Source organism: Acinetobacter sp. ANC_7682 (assembly GCF_056779795.1).
The window spans coordinates 1-19,248 of sequence record NZ_JBWYIQ010000019.1 but is presented as its reverse complement, the minus strand read 5'-3'; the positions used below and the strand labels follow the sequence as shown (position 1 = coordinate 19,248).

General features: G+C 38.4%; 17 protein-coding genes. 7 read left to right on the top strand and 10 right to left on the bottom strand.

The annotated features are described in order from the left end of the window. Positions 1-12 precede the first annotated feature (12 nt). Genes AC1M9D_RS08875 through AC1M9D_RS08865 form a run of 3 tightly spaced genes read right to left on the bottom strand, consistent with a single transcriptional unit; the run spans position 13 to position 3,626 of the window. Complete coding sequence (locus AC1M9D_RS08875; protein ID WP_481592297.1) at positions 13-813, bottom strand: enoyl-CoA hydratase/isomerase family protein; 801 nt, start codon at positions 811-813, stop codon at positions 13-15. A 12-nt stretch (positions 814-825) separates the two neighbouring features. Then, positions 826-2,427, bottom strand: a complete 1,602-nt coding sequence (locus AC1M9D_RS08870; protein ID WP_481611970.1) for a carboxyl transferase domain-containing protein — start codon at positions 2,425-2,427, stop codon at positions 826-828. 26 nt (positions 2,428-2,453) lie between these two features. Next, entirely contained in the window at positions 2,454-3,626 is a 1,173-nt protein-coding gene (locus tag AC1M9D_RS08865) for an isovaleryl-CoA dehydrogenase (protein WP_481611969.1), read from the bottom strand. Between the two features lie 145 nt (positions 3,627-3,771). On the opposite strand from AC1M9D_RS08865, the gene AC1M9D_RS08860 reads away from it, so the two are divergent. The 5 genes from AC1M9D_RS08860 to AC1M9D_RS08840 all read left to right on the top strand — a co-directional run bounded on the left by AC1M9D_RS08860 (position 3,772) and on the right by AC1M9D_RS08840 (position 9,587). Beyond that, complete coding sequence (locus AC1M9D_RS08860) at positions 3,772-4,398, top strand: TetR/AcrR family transcriptional regulator (RefSeq protein ID WP_481611968.1); 627 nt, start codon at positions 3,772-3,774, stop codon at positions 4,396-4,398. A 102-nt stretch (positions 4,399-4,500) separates the two neighbouring features. Beyond that, the gene (locus AC1M9D_RS08855; protein WP_481611967.1) at positions 4,501-6,192 is read left to right on the top strand and encodes an AMP-binding protein; all 1,692 of its coding nucleotides are present in this window, start codon (positions 4,501-4,503) and stop codon (positions 6,190-6,192) included. Between the two features lie 100 nt (positions 6,193-6,292). Continuing rightward, positions 6,293-6,967 carry a class I SAM-dependent methyltransferase gene (locus tag AC1M9D_RS08850; protein WP_481592301.1) on the top strand — a complete coding sequence of 225 codons (675 nt, stop codon included), beginning with the start codon at positions 6,293-6,295 and terminating at the stop codon, positions 6,965-6,967. A 122-nt stretch (positions 6,968-7,089) separates the two neighbouring features. Beyond that, positions 7,090-8,088, top strand: coding sequence for a cysteine synthase A (gene cysK, locus AC1M9D_RS08845; protein ID WP_481611966.1), 999 nt, complete (start codon positions 7,090-7,092; stop codon positions 8,086-8,088). A gap of 182 nt (positions 8,089-8,270) precedes the next feature. Next, positions 8,271-9,587 carry a flavin monoamine oxidase family protein gene (locus tag AC1M9D_RS08840; protein WP_481611965.1) on the top strand — a complete coding sequence of 439 codons (1,317 nt, stop codon included), beginning with the start codon at positions 8,271-8,273 and terminating at the stop codon, positions 9,585-9,587. Positions 9,588-9,647: 60 nt separating this feature from the next. Here AC1M9D_RS08840 and AC1M9D_RS08835 read toward each other — a convergent pair whose 3' ends face one another. Together AC1M9D_RS08835 and AC1M9D_RS08830 are read right to left on the bottom strand one after the other, a co-directional pair. After that, positions 9,648-11,270 (bottom strand): long-chain-fatty-acid--CoA ligase, encoded by a 1,623-nt coding sequence (locus AC1M9D_RS08835; RefSeq protein ID WP_481611964.1) that lies wholly within the window; start codon positions 11,268-11,270, stop codon positions 9,648-9,650. A 113-nt stretch (positions 11,271-11,383) separates the two neighbouring features. Then, complete coding sequence (locus AC1M9D_RS08830) at positions 11,384-12,739, bottom strand: flavin-containing monooxygenase (RefSeq protein WP_481611963.1); 1,356 nt, start codon at positions 12,737-12,739, stop codon at positions 11,384-11,386. 104 nt (positions 12,740-12,843) lie between these two features. On the opposite strand from AC1M9D_RS08830, the gene AC1M9D_RS08825 reads away from it, so the two are divergent. Beyond that, a complete protein-coding gene (locus AC1M9D_RS08825) occupies positions 12,844-13,461 on the top strand; it encodes a TetR/AcrR family transcriptional regulator (RefSeq protein WP_481611962.1) in 618 nt (205 codons plus the stop codon). 4 nt (positions 13,462-13,465) lie between these two features. Here AC1M9D_RS08825 and AC1M9D_RS08820 read toward each other — a convergent pair whose 3' ends face one another. Continuing rightward, a complete protein-coding gene (locus tag AC1M9D_RS08820) occupies positions 13,466-14,338 on the bottom strand; it encodes an alpha/beta hydrolase (RefSeq protein WP_481611961.1) in 873 nt (290 codons plus the stop codon). 152 nt (positions 14,339-14,490) lie between these two features. Between AC1M9D_RS08820 and AC1M9D_RS08815 the strand changes: the two genes are divergently transcribed. Next, positions 14,491-15,159 (top strand): phosphatase PAP2 family protein, encoded by a 669-nt coding sequence (locus AC1M9D_RS08815; protein ID WP_481611960.1) that lies wholly within the window; start codon positions 14,491-14,493, stop codon positions 15,157-15,159. Between the two features lie 4 nt (positions 15,160-15,163). Here AC1M9D_RS08815 and AC1M9D_RS08810 read toward each other — a convergent pair whose 3' ends face one another. From AC1M9D_RS08810 to AC1M9D_RS08795, 4 genes are all read right to left on the bottom strand, one after another. After that, positions 15,164-16,477, bottom strand: coding sequence for an ATP-binding protein (locus AC1M9D_RS08810; RefSeq protein ID WP_481610357.1), 1,314 nt, complete (start codon positions 16,475-16,477; stop codon positions 15,164-15,166). 15 nt (positions 16,478-16,492) lie between these two features. Continuing rightward, on the bottom strand, positions 16,493-17,173 hold the full coding sequence (locus AC1M9D_RS08805) for a response regulator transcription factor (protein WP_481611959.1): 681 nt from the start codon (positions 17,171-17,173) through the stop codon (positions 16,493-16,495). A gap of 13 nt (positions 17,174-17,186) precedes the next feature. Then, entirely contained in the window at positions 17,187-18,848 is a 1,662-nt protein-coding gene (locus AC1M9D_RS08800; RefSeq protein ID WP_481611958.1) for a phosphoethanolamine transferase, read from the bottom strand. A gap of 181 nt (positions 18,849-19,029) precedes the next feature. Beyond that, a partial coding sequence (locus AC1M9D_RS08795; protein ID WP_481611957.1) for an alpha/beta fold hydrolase occupies positions 19,030-19,248 on the bottom strand: 219 nt, incomplete at its 5' end.

The window sequence follows — 19,248 nt, the reverse complement described above, 5'->3', positions numbered from 1 at the left end:
TAGAATCCCTTTTTATTGTTCTGCCGTTGCTTGAATCCATGCTGGGCTTTGTTTATTTAAAAAAGCAGTTAAGCCATTTTTGGCTTCATCACCTTGACGTACGTGCGCAATGTGTTGAGCGGTTTGAATCAGTAAATCTTCTGTGACTTCTTGATGATCAACTAAACGAATCAAAGACTTTGATGCAGCTTGAGCTTCAGGACCACCAAGCAAAATTGCATCAATGATTTCCGATACGGTGGCATCCAACTGTTCTGGCTGACAAACTTCATGGACGAGACCAATATGCTTTGCTTGTTCTGCAGAAATACGTTCAGCAGTGAGAAAATATCGAGATGCTTGACGAGCACCGATGGCACGGATCACGTATGGACTAATCGTTGAAGGTGCTAAACCTAATCTCACTTCTGAAGTGGCAAACTTAGCATCAGTGGAAGCCACACAAATATCGCATGCTGAAGCAAGCCCCATGCCGCCGCCAAATGCAATACCATGGACACGTGCAATAGTCGGTTGTTTCAGCGTGGCTAAACTTTGTAACATTTTGGCAAGTTTCAAAGCATCCTCTTCATTTTCCACTTTTGATGCTTGACCTGCTTGCTTCATCCAATTAAGGTCCGCACCTGCAGAAAAGCTTTTACCACGACCTGCCAAAACGACAACACGAACGTCATCATTAGCATTTAAAGTTGTGAAACAGTGATTCAGCTCTTCTATCACTTGTGTATTGAATGCATTGTGTAATTCAGCACGATTAATCCATACGGTCGCAACTTGGCGTTCAATTTCAAGCTGTAAAAATTCATAACTCATGTCATTTTCTCCTTACATGCGGAACACGCCGAACTGAGTTGGTTCAATTGGTGCATTCAATGCAGCAGCCAAACTCAGACCTAAGACATGACGTGATTCTGCTGGATCAATCACACCGTCATCCCACAACCGTGCAGATGCATAATAAGGGTGTCCTTGCTTTTCAAATTGATCACGATAAGGTTGTTTGAATTGATCTTCTTCTTCAGCTGACCAAGTTTCACCACGTTGCTCAATTTGATCACGCTTAATCGTGGAGAGAACACTAGCAGCTTGTTCACCGCCCATCACGGAAATACGTGAATTCGGCCAAGTCCATAAGAAGCGAGGAGAATATGCTCGACCGCACATTCCATAGTTGCCTGCACCAAAAGAACCACCGACCACCAAGGTGATTTTAGGAACATTTGCGGTCGCTACTGCCATGACCAATTTGGCTCCATTTTTGGCAATACCTTCATTTTCATATTGGCGACCGACCATGAAGCCTGTGATGTTTTGGATAAAGAGCAGTGGAATATTGCGTTGCGTACATAATTCGATGAAATGCGCGCCTTTCTGTGCAGACTCTGAAAATAAAATTCCGTTATTGGCAATGATTCCGACCTTCATGCCGTAGATAGATGCAAAACCTGTAATTAAGGTTGTACCAAAACGAGCTTTAAACTCATCAAGTCTTGAACCATCCACGATACGTGCAATCACTTCACGGATGTCAAAGGGCTTGCGTGAGTCACTCGGAATGACACCATAGAGTTCCTCAGCACTATAAAGTGGTTCTTCAATTTCTGTCTTAAATGCTTTCGGTTCGATATTTAGGTTTTGAACAATATTGCGTGCAATTTGAATAGCATGTTCATCACTTTCTGCAAGATGATCTGCGACACCAGATAAACGGGTATGAACATCGCCACCACCAAGGTCTTCAGCAGTCACCACTTCACCTGTTGCAGCTTTTACCAAAGGTGGACCACCGAGGAAAATCGTACCTTGATTGCGGACAATAATTGTTTCATCGGACATGGCAGGGACATATGCGCCACCCGCAGTACAACTCCCCATAACCACGGCTATTTGTGCAATACCTTTACTCGACATGCGTGCTTGGTTGTAAAAAATTCGTCCAAAATGATCGCGATCAGGGAATACTTCATCCTGCATTGGCAGAAATGCACCGCCTGAGTCGACCATATAAATACAAGGAAGATGATTTTGTTCAGCAATTTCTTGCGCACGTAAATGTTTTTTTACAGTTAAAGGATAATATGTCCCCCCTTTAACCGTTGCATCATTGGCAACGATCATGCAAGTCACACCATGCACTTGACCAATACCTGCAACCACACCTGCAGCTGGAACATCGTCAGCATAAACTTGATAAGCAGCGAGTTGACCAATTTCAAGAAAGGCAGTTCCTGCATCAATGAGTTGATCGATCCGCTCACGCGGTAATAATTTGCCACGTGCTAAATGTTTCTGACGTGCTTTTTCTCCACCGCCTAAGGCAATGGTGTGAGCTTGTTTTTTTAAGTCTTCGACCAATTCAAGCATCGCAGCTTGATTGATTTTAAACTCTTCACTACGTGGATTGATTTTGCTTTTAATTTCGTTCATCAATGACTTCCTTGTATTAACTTGAATTATTTGGTTTCGTTGAATAACTCACGACCAATTAACATGCGTCGAATTTCAGAAGTTCCTGCACCAATTTCATAAAGTTTGGCATCACGCCATAATCGACCTGTGTTGTAATCATTGATATAACCATTGCCCCCAAGGGTTTGAATTGCTTCACCAGCCATCCAGGTTGCTTTTTCAGCTGAGTAGAGAATGGCACTTGCTGCATCTTTACGTAAACCACGATCATGATCAACTTTATCACATGCTGCACCCACGGCATAAACCAAAGCCTTGCTCGCCAACCATGTAGAATACATATCCGCAATTTTGCCTTGCATGAGTTGGAATTCACCTAAACATTGACCGAATTGCTTACGTTCATGAATGTATGGGATGACCACATCTAAACATGCATCCATAATGCCTAGTGGTCCACCACTGAGAACTGCACGCTCGTAATCCAATCCACTCATGAGCACTTTTGTACCGTTACCCACACCACCCATCACGTTTTCTTTAGGCACTTTGACATTGTCAAAGAACAGGGGATAAGTATTTGAACCACGCATTCCGAGTTTGTCTAAGTGACTCCCATGACTAAAGCCTTCCATGCCTTTTTCAATAATGAAAGCAGTCATGCCTTTGGCACCAGCATTGATGTCAGTTTTGGCGTAAACCACCAGCACGTCAGCATCTCCACCATTGGTAATCCACATTTTTGAGCCATTAAGTACAAAGTGATCACCATGCTCTTCAGCACGTAATTTCATACTAACGACATCTGAACCCGCATTTGGTTCAGACATTGCCAAAGCACCGACATATTCGCCAGAAATTAATTTAGGAAGATATTTTTGTTTTTGTTCTTCGCTACCATTACGGTTAATTTGATTCACACAAAGATTTGAATGTGCCCCGTATGAAAGTCCAATGGAAGCAGATGCTCGTGAAATTTCCTGCATGACAATGATATGAGCCAAATAACCCAGATTGACACCACCGTATTCTTCACTCACGGTAAGTCCAAGTAACCCCATATCACCAAATTTTTTCCATAAGTGAGCTGGAAATAAGTTGTCTTGATCAACTTGTTGAGCAATAGGTGCGATTTCCTTTGCACAGAATGCAGCTACAGAATCACGTAAAGCGATTAGTGTTTCGTCTAGTCCAAAGTCGATACTCTGTAAATTCATTTTCATTCATCCTAAAATTTAATTTTTATTTCCAGTGAAGCATTTTGTCCTTGCTTGAGAAATACAATACAGTTATTTTTTAAAAAAGTGAATATAGATTCAGAAAATGATTTATAATTCATTTTAGTTGATTGGGTGAACAATTATGAGTTATAAAAGATCCACTTTGATGCAAGAGCGTATGGAGCAAAATCGTCAATCGATATTGCAATCCGCGCGCGAACTTATTGCGGGTGGTGGTTTTAAAGATGCACAAGTGCAAGCGATTGCAGATAAATCTGGTGTCTCGAGTGGTTTGGTCTATCGCTATTTTGAGAACAAAAATCAGATTTTGATTGAAGTGCTTTCACAGGCCATCAAAGGTGAGGTCGATATTCTGAATCAGATTGCAAAAAATGATTGGACTTCGACTGAGAAGTTGACAAAGGCCGTCACTGCTTTCGTAAAACGTGCTCTGAATAGCCCTCAACTTGCATATTCACTCATGTTTGAGCCCGTAGACCCAACGATTGAGCATGAACGTTTTAGAAGTAAGCAACTGATAAAACAATCCATTAAGGAGATTCTTGCCGAAGGAAAGGTCAATGGTGTGTTCGAATTTGAAGATTTAAATACAGCTGCATTATGCGTGGTTGGTGCGATGACATTCGTTGTGATTGAACCTTTAAATCCATCGCGTAATGTGATGTTTGATGACGGTTATAAAGGTTATTTCGTTAAGCAAATTGCAGACTTTTGTGTCAATGCAGTTAAGGCAAAGGAGGAAAATTAATTTAATTCACACAAAAGGATGTCATGTTTAAACGAGTAATCGCGTAATTAATAACGAAATATTGGATTGATATAAGAAAATAGAATCAAGGAGTATGATTCAATGACGCAATTACGACTCAGTTATGCCTATGGCACCAGTGAGCAACCCTTATTGGGTATGACCATAGGCCATAAATTTGATCAAGCATGCCTACAATATGCCGATCAGGATGCTGTGGTCAGTGTGCATCAAAATGTACGTTTGACCTATCAGCAGTTACAAGAGAAAGTAAATGCTTTTGCATGTAGTTTATTAAAAATCGGTTTAGAAAAGGGAGATCGTCTAGCGATTTGGTCCCCTAATTGTGTGGAATGGACGATCGCACAATTTGCAGCCTTCAAGGCTGGAATTATTTTGGTCAACTTAAATCCTGCGTATAAAAGCTACGAGCTAGAATACGTACTCAATCGAGTATCTTGCAAAGGATTGATCATTGCATCGACCTTTAAGACGACCAATTATCAAGAAATTTTGACGCAAATTGCACCAGAAATTTTGCATACGACCAATGGCGTTTTAAATGCTGAAAAATTGCCGCATTTAAAGTATTTGATCAAAATAGATGATCAAAAACATACTGGGTTTTATCGCTTTAGTGATTTATTGGCTGAACCGACTTCAGAGCAGTTAGATCAACTTAATGAGATAGCATCTGGTCTTCAATTCGATGAAACCATCAATATCCAGTTTACCTCCGGAACGACAGGTAGCCCCAAAGGGACCATGCTGACACACAATAATATTCTGAATAACGGGTATTTTGTGGGAGAGGCAATCAAACTGACTTCTCAAGATCGAGTTTGTATTTCTGTACCGTTATTTCATTGCTTTGGTATGGTGATGGGTAATCTCGCCTGTATTACACATGGATCAACCATGATCTATCCATCAGCTGTATTTAATCCTCTTGATAGTCTTAAAGCGATTGAACAAGAGAAATGTACCGCGGCATATGGTGTGCCTACCATGTTTATTGCCATGCTTGATCATGAGCAATTTGACGAATTTGATTTGACTACATTGCGTACTGGCATTATGGCTGGCAGTCCATGTCCAAAAGAAATCATGAAGCGCGTCATTGAGCGTATGCATATGCGAGATATCACGATTTGTTATGGCATGACTGAAACAGCGCCAGTAAGTGCACAAAGTTCGATCACAGATTCGCTAGAACAACGAGTGAGCACTGTTGGTCGAGTTCATCCACATATCGAAATTAAAATAGTCGATGAACACGGTAAAGTAGTGCCTCGTGGCAAACTCGGAGAGTTGTGTGTACGAGGATACTCAGTCATGCTGGGCTATTGGGATGAAGAAGAAAAAACACGAGAAGTCGTAGATGTCGCAAAATGGATGCATACCGGTGATATCGCTGAAATGGATGATGAAGGCTTTATCAAAATCAAAGGTCGCATTAAAGATGTTGTGATTCGGGGAGGTGAGAATTTATTCCCTAAAGAGATTGAAGACTTCTTATATAAACATCCTGCTGTTAGCGATGTCCAAGTGATTGGACTTCCTGACCCGAAATATGGCGAAGAGTTATGTGCTTGTATTATTTTGCATGAAGGACATGAATGTTCTGAACAAGTGATCAAAGATTACTGCAAAGCCAATATCTCACATAATAAAGTGCCACGATATGTACATTTTCTTAAAGAGTTCCCAATGACTGCTTCTGGTAAGGCTCAGAAGTTTAAACTCCAAGAATATATGCGTGAGCAACTCAATATTTTTGATGAGAGTGCTTAATCGTCATTGAGTAATATTTTTAACTTCAAGCTAGAAAAACAACAAAGCCGAACTTAGTTCACTAAGTTCGGCTTAATTTTAAAAATAGTCGAAGAGCGATATGGCAAAGAATTTTGATCACCCAAAAATCGTAGAAAACTATGATGAACATATCAGGCAGCTCATACCAGGATATGAACTGATGCATCTACATATATTAGCGCTGCTTGAAACTCATCTCAAAGAAGAGGCTAAAATTGCCATTGTCGGGTGCGGAACTGGATTTGAACTGAATTATTTATTAGATCATTTTCCAAAGGCAGAGTTTGTTGTGTTTGATCCATCGGCAGCGATGCTTGAAAAAACAAAACAGATCGTTCAGTTTAAGCAGCAAATGCACCGAGTCATAATTCTGCAAGGTGACACGACGGTGCTCCAGAAATATTCTGAAAATTTTGATGCAGTATTGAGTATTTTGGTTTTTCATTTTGTTTCACATGCATACAAAAAGAGTTTTTTAGGTGATATTTACCATGCTTTGAAACAAGATGGTGTGGTTCTGAGTTTCGATCTGATGCAATTCGAAGAACCAAATGATCAGTTAGTATTAAAAAATTTGGTGACAAAAATAGGATTAAGTGAAAAACAAAGTCAGGTCATGTTGGAAAGAATACATGATGACTTTAATTTAATGACGGTGAAAGAGATTAAGAATCTATACCTTCAGGCTGGTTATCAAAATTTAAGAACTTTTTGTCAAATGTCTAATTTTTATGGATTAAAAGCAGTAAAGTGATAATTTCATATTTAGAATAACCTATTCATTTTATCTTATATGAAAATCGTACAAATGGTTATATATCTAAAATGAAAAAGGATTATGATAAAAGTATTGTTTTATGAATATAAGGATTGTTCATGACCACAGAGACTCAATTTCCACAAACTTCTAATCGTGGAATCGCGGTATACAGTAATAACGCTGAAGCGATTGGTAATACACCGCTCATTCGCATTAATCGTGTAATACAGGGTGGGGCTACAGTTCTTGCCAAAGTCGAAGCACGTAACCCAGCATTTTCAGTAAAATGCCGTGTTGGTGCTGCTTTGATTGCAGATGCAGAACAACGTGGTGTGCTTAAAGCAGGCATGCATATTGTTGAACCGACGAGTGGTAATACAGGGATTGCGCTAGCTTTTGTTGCTGCTGCTAAAGGTTATGACATCACACTGACTATGCCTGCAAGTATGAGTATCGAGCGCCGTAAAGTACTCAAAGCATTGGGTGCTCATTTAGTATTAACCGATCCAGCTAAAGGTATGAATGGTGCTGTTCAAGAAGCAGAACGTTTAGTTGCTGAGAACCCAGAGCTTTATTATTTACCTCAGCAATTTGAAAACCCAGCAAATCCTGCCATTCATGAAACTACAACTGGACCTGAAATTTTTGAAGCAACGGGTGGTAAGGTTGATATTTTAGTGGCTGGTGTAGGTACGGGAGGTACGATCTCTGGTATTTCGCGTTATTTTGAGAAAGTTAAAAATCAAGCCCTTTACTCAGTTGCGGTTGAACCAGCAGACTCACCAATTATTGGACAAGCGAAGCGTGGCGAAACACTTACTCCGGGACCACATAAAATCCAAGGCATTGGTGCAAACTTTATTCCTAAAAACCTAGATTTAGATTTGGTGGATGAAGTTATCGCGGTTGAAAATCAAACAGCAATTGATTTTGCTCGTCAATCTGCAATCAAAGAAGGGATTTTTGTGGGTATTTCAAGTGGTGCAGCATTAGCGGCCGCTCATGAACTTGCTCAACGTCCTGAAAATGCAGGTAAAACTATAGTGGTGATTTTACCTGATGCTGGAGAGCGCTATTTATCTTCAATTTTATTCGAAGATATATCAGCAGATTAATGAGAAAGTCAAAGCATTCTAAAAAAACGGTCTTCATGGCCGTTTTTTTGTGATTTATTCGATTAAAACAATTTTTAACTCTTCTTAAGTTACCAATCATTTTAAATTTATTACATCACACGACTATTTTCACAGTTTTGAACGCGATATCTTTAAGCGAATTTTTTCTAATAAAAAAATGAATGAACGACTTTAATCATCCTATTTATATTATCGGCGCTGGTGTTGCAGGATTAAGTTGTGCTCAGCATTTAAAATCAGCAGGATTTAATGTTGTTGTTTTAGAAGCACGTGATCGTATAGGTGGGAGAATACATACACAAAACATTGATGGTCATTGTTTTGACCTTGGTGCATCATGGATACATGGTATTGATAATAATCCGATATGGAAAATTGCAGAGTCCAATCGGATAAGTACTCAAGTTTTTAATTATGATCAAGTGGATTATTTTCATGCCAATGGTCAGCTATTTACCGAACAAGAGAGCTTAGAATTTGAAAAATGCCTTCGTGATGTTCAGAAGGTTTTTCAAAATACATCAATAGAGCAGGATATCTCAGCTTTTGAGCAACTTGAGAATGTTTTAGGAACGATACGTTTTCAACTTCATTATTTTGATCGAGACGTCATCACACAAAAAATTAATCAGTATTACTCAAGGCTTGCCAATGATCCTTTTGCGACTGATTTAGTGCAATTAGCCCATAATTTTATGGATTTTGAAGGCTACTTCTCAGGCGATGAAGTGATATTTCCAAAAGGTTATGAACAGATTGTTAAAGTTCTGGCTACTGATTTAGAGATTCATACGAATGCAGATATTGTTGAAATCGATCATGACTCTCATCAAGTGCAGATAAAAACAGCATGTGGACAGCTTTACATAGGTTCTCAAGTTGTGGTGACAGTTCCACTCGGTATTTTAAAGCAAGATAAAATTAAGTTTGAGCCGCCTTTGCCTAGTGGATTAGTCCGATCGATTCAAAAGCTGGGTTTTGGATCTTTCAATAAAATATTTATACAATTTTCAAAAGCTCTAGAATTTAATGGGAATGCACTTAAATACAATACGGCATTTTTTTGGGATGAGCGTGAGCTGTATAGTATTTTAGATTTTAGTCGTTTATATAATAAACCGACTTATCTACTTCTCGTTGGAGGTACAAAGTCAGAATGGGTTGATCAAGCAACGGAGCAACAGGTGCATGAATATATCAAGAAAATATTGAAGATTTGCATGCACTCCAATGAAATTCAGAACATCATAATTACCCGCTGGGGGAGTGATCCGTTTAGTTTAGGTTCATTTAGTTTTCCAAAAGTCGGACATACTAAAGATGATGTAGAGATCTTTAAAAAAGAGCATCCAGCGCAAGTATATTTTGCAGGTGAACATTGTCATACCGATTATGCAGGCACTGTGCATGGTGCATATCTGTCAGGTCGTGACACTGCTAATTTAATTATTCGTAATGGCTCAAATATAAAGCTGTAACTGATGTACAGTTACAGCTTTATTTAGTTAGTATGAGTGAGTTGAGAAATTAACCTGAACTCACATTAATACATGTCCATATTCTTCGCGAAGTTTTCTTTTTAGCATTTTTCCAGTGCCACTAAGCGGTATGGAATCGACAAAAATCACTTTATCTGGAGTTTGCCATCTAGCAATTTTATCAGCATAGTAATCAATGAGTTGTTGTTCAGTGATTTGGCTATCAGGATGTTTAACAGCGATTAAGACAGGTCTTTCATCCCACTTTGGATGTTGTGCTGCGATGACCGCAGCCATCGCAATTTCTGGGTGACCCATTGCGATATTTTCAAGCTCTACTGAAGATATCCATTCTCCACCAGATTTAATCAAGTCTTTGGCACGATCACTAATATGCAGATAACCATCAGCATCTATAGACGCAATATCTCCAGTATCAAACCATCCATCGCTGGTCAATGGTGAGTCGGACTGACCAAAGTATTTGTCAACAATCCAATGTCCTTTGATTTGTAAATTACCAATAGTCTCACCATCATGTGGAACAAGATCGGTTCCTCTTTCTTCAGACACTAAACGAATCCTGACTCCAAACGGCGGGCGACCTTGGGAAAGACGTAGTTTTGCTTGTTGATCCTGAGAAAGTTGGTGATGTTTAGCTTTGAATTGATTAGCAGTGCCAAGTGGACTAGCTTCAGTCATCCCCCATGCATGAATGGTTTCACAATCATATCCATCACGGAATGTGGCTAACATGCTTGGTGGGCAAGCCGAGCCACCAATGACATTACGTTTTAAAGAGGTCAGTGAACTGTTCATTGCTTTTGCAGCGACCAACAAGCTTTGCCAAATGGTAGGAACACCAAGTGCAACAGTCACTTCATATTGATCAATGAGTTTAACTAGACTCTCACCATCAAGACCCGGCCCTGGTAATATAATTGAAGCACCTACCATCGCTGCGGCATAAGGTGTTCCCCATGCATGAACGTGAAACATCGGAACTACAGGTAAAATAATGTCTTTGGCTGACAGATTGAGTGAGTCAGGTAAGCTGGCCGCTAAACTGTGAAGAACAGTTGAGCGATGAGAATAGAGAGCACCTTTAGGATTGCCTGTTGTTCCAGAGGTATAACATAGTGAACTAGCAGTGGTTTCATCAAATTCAGGCCATGTATATTCTGCAGTTTGACCCGCAATTAAGTCATCGTAGAACAAGACTTCGGGTAAGGCTTGACGAATCTTTTCATCAGGTGCATCTAAGCAAATGAAATGTTGCACAAGGGGAATATGTGCTTTTATTCCTGTAATCAAAGGCAGGAATGTTTTATCAAAAATAATCGCTTTATCTTGTGCATCATTAATAATGAAAATCAGTTGTTCTGGAAATAATCTTGGGTTAATGGTGTGACAGATTAAACCACTACCAGAAATAGCATACCAAGCCTCTAAATGACGATGATTGTTCCAAGCTAATGTTGCAATACAATCGCCGTGAATGAGTTTAAGTTCATTTAATGCCTTTGCACCACGTTTAGCATTATCCGATACATCGCCCCAATTGGTTTCGTAAAGTGAGCCATCGGTGTTTTTTGAAACGATCAGGGTGTCTTTATGAAATTCAGCAGCATGTTCTAGTAAACTGCTGATTAATAAAGGTTGAAACATCATACGTCCGTGCATGCAAAGCTCCTGCTATTGATCATTTAAGTTTTTATTTTGAGTTGATTATATTTATGTAAGGTGAGTGCTCACGATTAACGTAACACTCACTGATGACCTAGAAATACACTAAATTATGCAGTCAGTAAAGAACCAACTAATTTACGGATTGAAACCAAAGGTTTACGCTCTGGAATGATGACACCAGCAGTTTTAAGGTCTGACACGAGTTCAGCGCGGAAGTCATTATAGTCAACCTCTGCTGCATGACGTTGACCGCCTTCAAAGTTGTAATGTGGATGATCTAACTCATGCTGAATCGCTTTTTTCATATCAGCAGGACGTTTATATTTTCCTAAGATTTCCTGACATGCCAAATTGGCTTGATGATCTGAAATTGGCCAAATACAACCTAGTGGCTGGAATAAACCAATGAAATAAAGATTGTCATGTTCTGCATGCATCATTTTACGGTAAAGCGGTAATTTTTCAGCATGTTGGAAATCTATAAAATCTTTATCGAAGAAAGGGAAGACGGTCCAGAAACCAGTACAACAACAAATAATATCAAACTCTTGTTGAGTACCATCGACGAATTCTACAATTTTACCATTGAGACGCTTGATCGCTGGTTTTGGTTTGATTTTACCGTGACGCACATAGTCAATGAAGTCAGAGTTCGCCGTTGGATGTTGTGTCAGCATCGGTTTGTCATTTACAGGCAAGCCAAAATCTGCGTAATTTCCACTGAATGCTTTTACCAATTTGGTCAGAATTTTTTGGCGCATTTTGGGCGGAAGTTTTTCCATTGATTTGACGAGTATGTCTGCGGGATGTCCAAACATAAATTTTGGAACAAACCATTGTGGGCTGCGCATCGATATATACACATCTTTTGAGACACGTGCTGATTCTACGGCAACATCACAGCCTGAATTACCTGCACCAATGACTAAAATTTTCTTTCCACGCCAGTCGTCATTTACACCTTTAAAATCATGTGAATGCATCCACTTGCCAGTAAATTCACCTTCATACTCAGGGTATTTCGGTTTCCAGTGATGACCATTTGCAACCATTAAAAAGTCATATATTTTCTGTTGTTCTTTACCTTGATCATCGGTGTAATCCACCACCCATTTTTTATTTTCATTTTTATGAATATGGTGAATAGTGTGATGAAATTTAATCTTGTCATATACACCAAAATGTTTGGCATAATTTTCAAAATACTGCTGTAGATGATCATGTCGTGGATAATCAGGGTAACTGTCTGGCATTGGATAATCTTCATATTCAGACATTGTACGCGAGCTAATAATGTGTGTATTCTCATAGACTGAAGAATGACCAGTTTTAGAATTAAACACCCAATTCCCACCGACTTTGTCATTTTTCTCGAAGATATCGTATGCAATACCATTTTGTTGACAATTTTTAGCAGCCGTAATTCCTGACGGACCTGCACCAATGATACAGACTGTGTTCATATTCATATCCTTGAATGATGTTCTTTTTATTCATAACCAACTATAGTTGGTTTTATGACTATAATCGATTTATTTTTAAACAGCAAGACAGGGGATTTGTTTAAATGCTTTTTGATGAAATTAAGCTTCCTGTACAAAAAAGAAGTAAAGCAAGGTTAGAACTTGTACTAGAAACAACAAAGAAAATATTAGAAGAACAAGGCATCAATCACTGTACTATTCCCGAAATTGCAGCACAGTCAGATCTTCCTAAGATTACGATTTATCAATACTTTCCAACAGTTAATCATTTGTTCAGCATATTGGTGAAACGTTATTTAGATGAACTTCAGGCCTATGTTTTGTTTAAAAATGAGTGCTATCAAACTTGGTCAACACGTGATATTTGTTTTGATCTAATTTCTAAGGTGGCAGAGTTCTACAATTCAAATCCTGCTGCAAGTATTTTGATTTTGGGTGGGCCAGTACATGTTGATGGTTTTAATTTACAGGAAATCGTCATTGAGAAGATTGCTCATGATTTACAAGCGGTATTTGAGCAGAAAGTACATCCGCTGAAATTGAATAGAAATGAGGAAGCGGTGTATTTGGTTGAAATGGTTTTTGCATTAATGAAACACAGCTACTATCAGCATCAACAAGTCACTGATGACATTCTAAAAGAATGCCATTTCATCAGTGAATTTTACTTAAGCAGTAAGGGATATAACTACCAACTTTGAAAGTTTATTTTAGTTTTTCCAAAAAATGTTGATGCGCTGCGATGAGTTGATCAAAAACTGGCGAATGAAATAGATCGAAGTGACCGCAGACGAACTCACGATATTCACCTTGTTTTAGTTTTTGTGCGAGTTTACGTGTTGCTTTGACAGGAATAAGTGAATCTAGTTCCGCACCTGACACAAAAACAGGGCATTGAATTTTATGAACGATCATCGTTGGTCGGTATAAACCAATGGTTGCAACGATTCGAGCTGGTACAGCATTTTTCCAATGCATCCCGTCTGGGATCAGTCGATAATATGCATCGTAGCAATCTTCACCGGCCAAAATGGCAAACCGATCTTTTGCAACTACAGGCATGGTTTTGACTCTACCTATTTTTGCTAGGGCTAAATCTTGTAATGCAATCATGGTTGCAGGCAATAAATATTTTTTCGGATACAGTGTCAAGCTCGCTAAACCATCAACGTGTGGAAAATTAGAGATCACTGCTTTAAAGGTGTGTTCACTTGCTAATGTTAGAACATGCGCACCACTGAATGAATACCCCCATAAAATGATATTTTTTTTCGGGATGTAGAATCGGGTTTGAATATAGTCGATAACGACGTTCCAATCCTGAAGTTGACTATTTTTATCAACAAGATGCTGAACAGGACCACTGCTTAATCCAAAACCAGAATGATCAAATACGCATACGTTATATCCCAATTCTGCATAAGCTTCAGCGAAAGAGTTTAAGCCACAGCTTTTTTCTCCACCTAAGCCATGAGCCATAATGATGATACTAGAATCTTTTGTGATCGGCACTGGCATATAAAAATCCGCTTGGATTTGATAGTTGCCATTCGGAATAAGTAATTCTTGAGTTTGCATCGTGGTTATCCTTAACACTTTTTTATTTTTAAAACCCAACTCAGGTTGGTTTAAGCATATCGTTATGCAGTATAAAAGTCTATTTGATGTCAAATCGTTCAGAAAATTTTAAGCCTGATTGATTTAAATACATTTTTATTCGATGTATTCGTATGAGTTTTTTCTATCGCAAGCAATGTATCGCCTTAATCTTGAGCTATTTCATTTTGGTCAATCTATTTCCAGTACATGGTGCAGTCGACATGAAATTGATTCAATTAGGCTTAAATTCAAAAGGAGTGTTCTATTTAAAAGATGCATTTTGGCCAAGTGTAGTCGGGCATGAATGGGTTAAATATGTGCTAATCGCGATGTACTGCAGTATGCTGATATATGCAGTCATGGTTGCTCATCCCAAATCGAGAAATCAACGTTTGGAAACCTCTAAAAATTACATCACAATTTTTGCAATTGCTTTAATTTCAATTATTTTAATAGCGTTGTTCAAATCACAGTCGAACTTGATGTGCCCATGGGATGCAGCTCAACCTCAGGGAATGACAATTGTCTGGAGTCTCAGTAGTAAAGTTGGGCATTGTTTTCCTGGAGGTCATGCTTCTGCAGGTTTTGCATTATTGAGTGGGTATTTTGTGTTCAGGAACAAAAAAACACAATTAGCTCAATTTTACTTATTGAGTGCAATTCTCTTGGGAATGTTTATGGGATGGACGCAAATGCTTAGAGGTGCACATTTTTTTAGTCATAATCTTTGGACAGGTTGGTTGATTTGGATGTTCAATGTCGTAATATTTAGTCTAAAAGATAAGGCTAAATTAGCCTAAGCAATTAATGTAGTTTAATTTCCACTCTCACCAATAAACCACCTAATTGAGGGCTGCGATCAAAGATAAGATTGCCCCCCATACGTTCTACCGCTTTTTCAACAATTGATAAACCTAAGCCACTACCAATTTCTTGATGTTGCTCGACTCGATAAAATCTTTTTTTAATACGTTCATAGAGATCTGCTGAAATTCCTGGGCCACTATCTTCGACTTGAATGATAGCTATATCATTCTCTTGAAATGTCGAAACATTAATGATGCCATTGGGAGGCGTGTATTTAATCGCATTCTCTATTAAGTTGGTTAATATTGAATCTATAGCAGATGAGTAATTTATAATTTGAACGTGTTCATAACGTTCCATACCTAAATCGATTTCTTTGGCTAAGGCTAAATGAATCAATTGTTCAATAGATTGATAAGCACGTTCATCTAACCGAATACTCATTTTTTTCTCGTTACTGGCATTCAATGAATCTTGTTGAGCGAGATTTAAAAGCTGTCCGACCAAATGCTGAGTTCGATGTAAACCATTATTCATTTTGATTAACGATTCGTGATGGGGGAGCTCTTTGAGTAAAATTTTAGTTTGAAGATTTAATGCTGTAATTGGTGTTCTTAATTCGTGAGCGGCGTCTGCAATAAATTGTTTTTGTTCTTGTTGGGCATCAGAGATCCTTTGAAATAATTGATTGATCGCTTGAATGCTGGGTACTAGCTCAATAGGGTACTGTTGAGGGTCAATTACGGTCAGCTCATTTGGTTTACGTGTACTTAATTCGGATTTAAATTGCTCAAATGGAGCAAAATTTCTTCTAATTATAAAACCTAAGCCATAAATCGCGAAAGGCATAATGATTAAATAAGGTAAAAACATGTTGATTGCGAGCTCTATGGCTAAAGCTTGTCGAACAGAGTCTTGTTGGCTCACTTGGACTTGAACAGTTTTCAATGGAATCACATAGGTATGCCATTTACCATAATGATTAGTGTGATGATAAAAACCTGACTTAGCAACTGGCTCAACCAACTGTTTAAACTTTTCGTGTAAATGTGATTGTTGGTCATAGGCCCAAACATCTACAAATAAATCTTCTTCATGGTACTGTTTTAAATGTGAAAATTTACTCTTTATAGGATCTGGATTAAATTTTGCAACGCGCTCTGCCAGATTTTTCAGCTGAGCATCAAGTATTTCATTTGTTTCTTCTAAAGCTGTTCTATAGGCTGAAAAAACCAATATACATCCCATTACCACACTAAAAATTGATGTAAATACAACAAGTTGCTTTTGTAAAGAGTAGGGTTGCGTCATGTATCAATTCTTGTTTTATGGTGTAGGCTGACCTAGCCGATAACCTAATCCTCGCACATTACGAATAAAATTTTTACCTAATTTTGAGCGTATGCGATGAATATAGACTTCAATGGTATTACTGCTGATTTCATTTTCAATATCATACAGTTTTTCTTCAAGATTAGACTTCGAAAAAATCTTATTTGGATAAGTTAAGAGTGGAATTAATAAAGCCCACTCACGGTTTGAAAACTCAACCGTCTGATTTTCAAAACTCGCGATATGTTGTTCAAGATCTAACCTGAGTCCGCCAAATTCTAAAATTTGTTTTATCTGGGGTGTATTTTGTTGAGATGCACGTCTGAGTATGGCGTGAATACGCGCTAATAACTCCTCAAACTCGTATGGTTTTACTAGATAATCATCAGCGCCTTGATTTAATCCATCGATACGGTGCTGAAGTTGATCTCTTGCTGAAATAATGAGTACAGGAATTGAAGGAAATAGTGAGCGAAGATGTTTGAGTACTTGCATGCCATCCATCATAGGTAATCCAAGATCGAGCAGCACTAAATCAAATGCTTGTTGATTTAATTGTTTGAAGCCATTGATGCCATTATTGACCCAGACTACTTCAAATGATTGATATTGGAGCAACTTTTGAGATGACTCTGCAATCATAAAGTCATCTTCAATCATCAGGATTTTATTCATATTAGGCTCTGTTCTATAATTGAGGTTTGCATTGTTGGCTGAGGTCTAATGCGGGTTGTAATGTTCTAGTATGAATATTCAATAAACTTAGCATGGTGTGAAAGAGATTGTCTTGGCTAAGTACATCATTTTTCTGAGATTCAATGCATCGTACAGTTGACGCTTCATGTTTTCGCCATGCTGTTGAAAACCACATGATCATCGGAACATGAGTTTGTTGTGATGGTGCAATTTGATAAGGCGCGCCGTGTAAATACATTCCATGTTCACCCGTGGATTCACCATGATCTGATAAATACCATAAAGCGGATTGAAATTGAGTTTGTTTGTTTAATAAATTGATTGTCGAAGCGAGAATATGGTCTGTATATACAATTGAATTATCATAAGTATTGATCAGAGCTTGTTGACTACATCCCTGAATTGCGCTGGTGTTACAAGTCGGCTGAAAGGGTGTGTATTGATGAGTGGACCGTTTATAGTAAGCTGGGCCGTGACTTCCCATTTGATGGAGTACGATAAGTCTTGGCGTTTTATCATTTTTGGGAATGGCTTGAATATAGGCATTAAGGCTATCAATCAATATTTCATCTTTACATTCACCCTTAGAATCGCACCATTGCTTATGAATAGATTCGGGAATTTCATAACGCTCAACCCGATTACAAACCTCTTTGCATCCTGAATTGTTATTGATCCACGTTACTTTGTAGCCCGCACGTTGAATAATATCGAGTAAGTTCTCCCGTTGTCTTGCGACTTCTTCTGTATATGCTTGTCGAGTCATACCAGAAAATAAACAAGGTACGGATACCGCCGTTGCAGTACCACAGGAACTGACGTTACGAAAATTGATTATATTTAATTTGCTTAATTCTGGATTTGTAGCTCGATCATATCCATTCAACTGAAAACTTTCTGCACGTGCTGTTTCTCCTATCACTAAAACCATCAGTTTTGGAGTTTGATGGGTCGCCGTTTGAATAAATTGGTGTGCATCACGTCCGTAGGGGTGAATAGTCGTATTTTTGGGGGGTTGAAGATGTTTATAATAACTGAAGGACGCTGCAACGACATTTTGAGGACTGATCATCCCTTTCAACTCTCTGTTTTCTCTAAAAATAGCTGCATAGTCAACATAATATAAATAAACGCAACCTAACACTAAAACTAAACTGATTGCACTGTGTAACATTTTCCTGCAAAGGGTATGAGAAAACGTTGATTTTTTGATATTCACCCAATAAATAAAAAAAAGAGGCGCTAAAATAAAAAATACAACCCAAATAAATAATCTTATATTTATCAGATCAAGTGCTACCATCGTATTGGTTTGCATCATATTTTGAATCTGATCAGCATTAATAATAATGCCTAAACTACTTACAAAATATGCAGACATACCGCCTAATACAATCCAGATACTTGCAAATATCTTTACGTTCAATCTCCAATGAATAAGATTGAAAATAAAAAAATAAGCGGCTGTGATTAAGACAGATGAACCTATTAAAAAAAGAATTGCTGGGTAACCTTGATAAGGTGTGAGTGAAGTAAGTTGTTTGTAGAAAGCAATATTTAAACCAATGCCAACCCATACTGAGAGTACTAAATTGAATAGTGCTAGGCTTAACGTTGTTTTTTTCCATTGCTGAATGATAGATGTGTAGCGCATACGATGAGTTCTAATATTTAACTACGCTGAGATTAGGTTTTATTTCTTAAAATTTACTGAATAAATGATTGAAGTCTAGGGCATAAAAAAAGCCAGACTGGTGGAGCAATCTGGCAAAGCGTCAAGATGAGTCACCCGTGACAGGTGATGTTCCTGAGTTTAGTCTTGAGTTGTTCTGAACTTAAGCCTGAATAAATTCAGCGACAGCTTGGTTAAATGCCTGTGGTTGTTCAACATTCGAAATGTGCGAAGTATTAATCTCAACAAGTTGACTACCCGCAATCGCGGCTTGCATAAACTGACCATCTGCCACAGTGGTCACAGGGTCTTGTTGACCTGTAATAATCAATACAGGAATCGAAATCTGTTTGAGTTGTTCACGCACATCCGCCTTAGCCAA

Bases quoted from the DNA above. Each gene is read 5' to 3' on its own strand.
- AC1M9D_RS08830 (WP_481611963.1), bottom strand. From the start codon at position 12,739: ATGAACACAGTCTGTATCATTGGTGCAGGTCCGTCAGGAATTACGGCT.
- AC1M9D_RS08820 (WP_481611961.1), bottom strand. From the start codon at position 14,338: ATGCAAACTCAAGAATTACTTATTCCGAATGGCAACTATCAAATCCAA.
- AC1M9D_RS08865 (WP_481611969.1), bottom strand. From the start codon at position 3,626: ATGAATTTACAGAGTATCGACTTTGGACTAGACGAAACACTAATCGCT.
- AC1M9D_RS08835 (WP_481611964.1), bottom strand. From the start codon at position 11,270: ATGCACGGACGTATGATGTTTCAACCTTTATTAATCAGCAGTTTACTA.
- AC1M9D_RS08855 (WP_481611967.1), top strand. From the start codon at position 4,501: ATGACGCAATTACGACTCAGTTATGCCTATGGCACCAGTGAGCAACCC.
- cysK (WP_481611966.1), top strand. From the start codon at position 7,090: ATGACCACAGAGACTCAATTTCCACAAACTTCTAATCGTGGAATCGCG.
- AC1M9D_RS08815 (WP_481611960.1), top strand. From the start codon at position 14,491: ATGAGTTTTTTCTATCGCAAGCAATGTATCGCCTTAATCTTGAGCTAT.
- AC1M9D_RS08840 (WP_481611965.1), top strand. From the start codon at position 8,271: ATGAACGACTTTAATCATCCTATTTATATTATCGGCGCTGGTGTTGCA.
- AC1M9D_RS08810 (WP_481610357.1), bottom strand. From the start codon at position 16,477: ATGACGCAACCCTACTCTTTACAAAAGCAACTTGTTGTATTTACATCA.
- AC1M9D_RS08860 (WP_481611968.1), top strand. From the start codon at position 3,772: ATGAGTTATAAAAGATCCACTTTGATGCAAGAGCGTATGGAGCAAAAT.
- AC1M9D_RS08875 (WP_481592297.1), bottom strand. From the start codon at position 813: ATGAGTTATGAATTTTTACAGCTTGAAATTGAACGCCAAGTTGCGACC.
- AC1M9D_RS08825 (WP_481611962.1), top strand. From the start codon at position 12,844: ATGCTTTTTGATGAAATTAAGCTTCCTGTACAAAAAAGAAGTAAAGCA.
- AC1M9D_RS08805 (WP_481611959.1), bottom strand. From the start codon at position 17,173: ATGAATAAAATCCTGATGATTGAAGATGACTTTATGATTGCAGAGTCA.
- AC1M9D_RS08850 (WP_481592301.1), top strand. From the start codon at position 6,293: ATGGCAAAGAATTTTGATCACCCAAAAATCGTAGAAAACTATGATGAA.
- AC1M9D_RS08800 (WP_481611958.1), bottom strand. From the start codon at position 18,848: ATGCGCTACACATCTATCATTCAGCAATGGAAAAAAACAACGTTAAGC.
- AC1M9D_RS08870 (WP_481611970.1), bottom strand. From the start codon at position 2,427: ATGAACGAAATTAAAAGCAAAATCAATCCACGTAGTGAAGAGTTTAAA.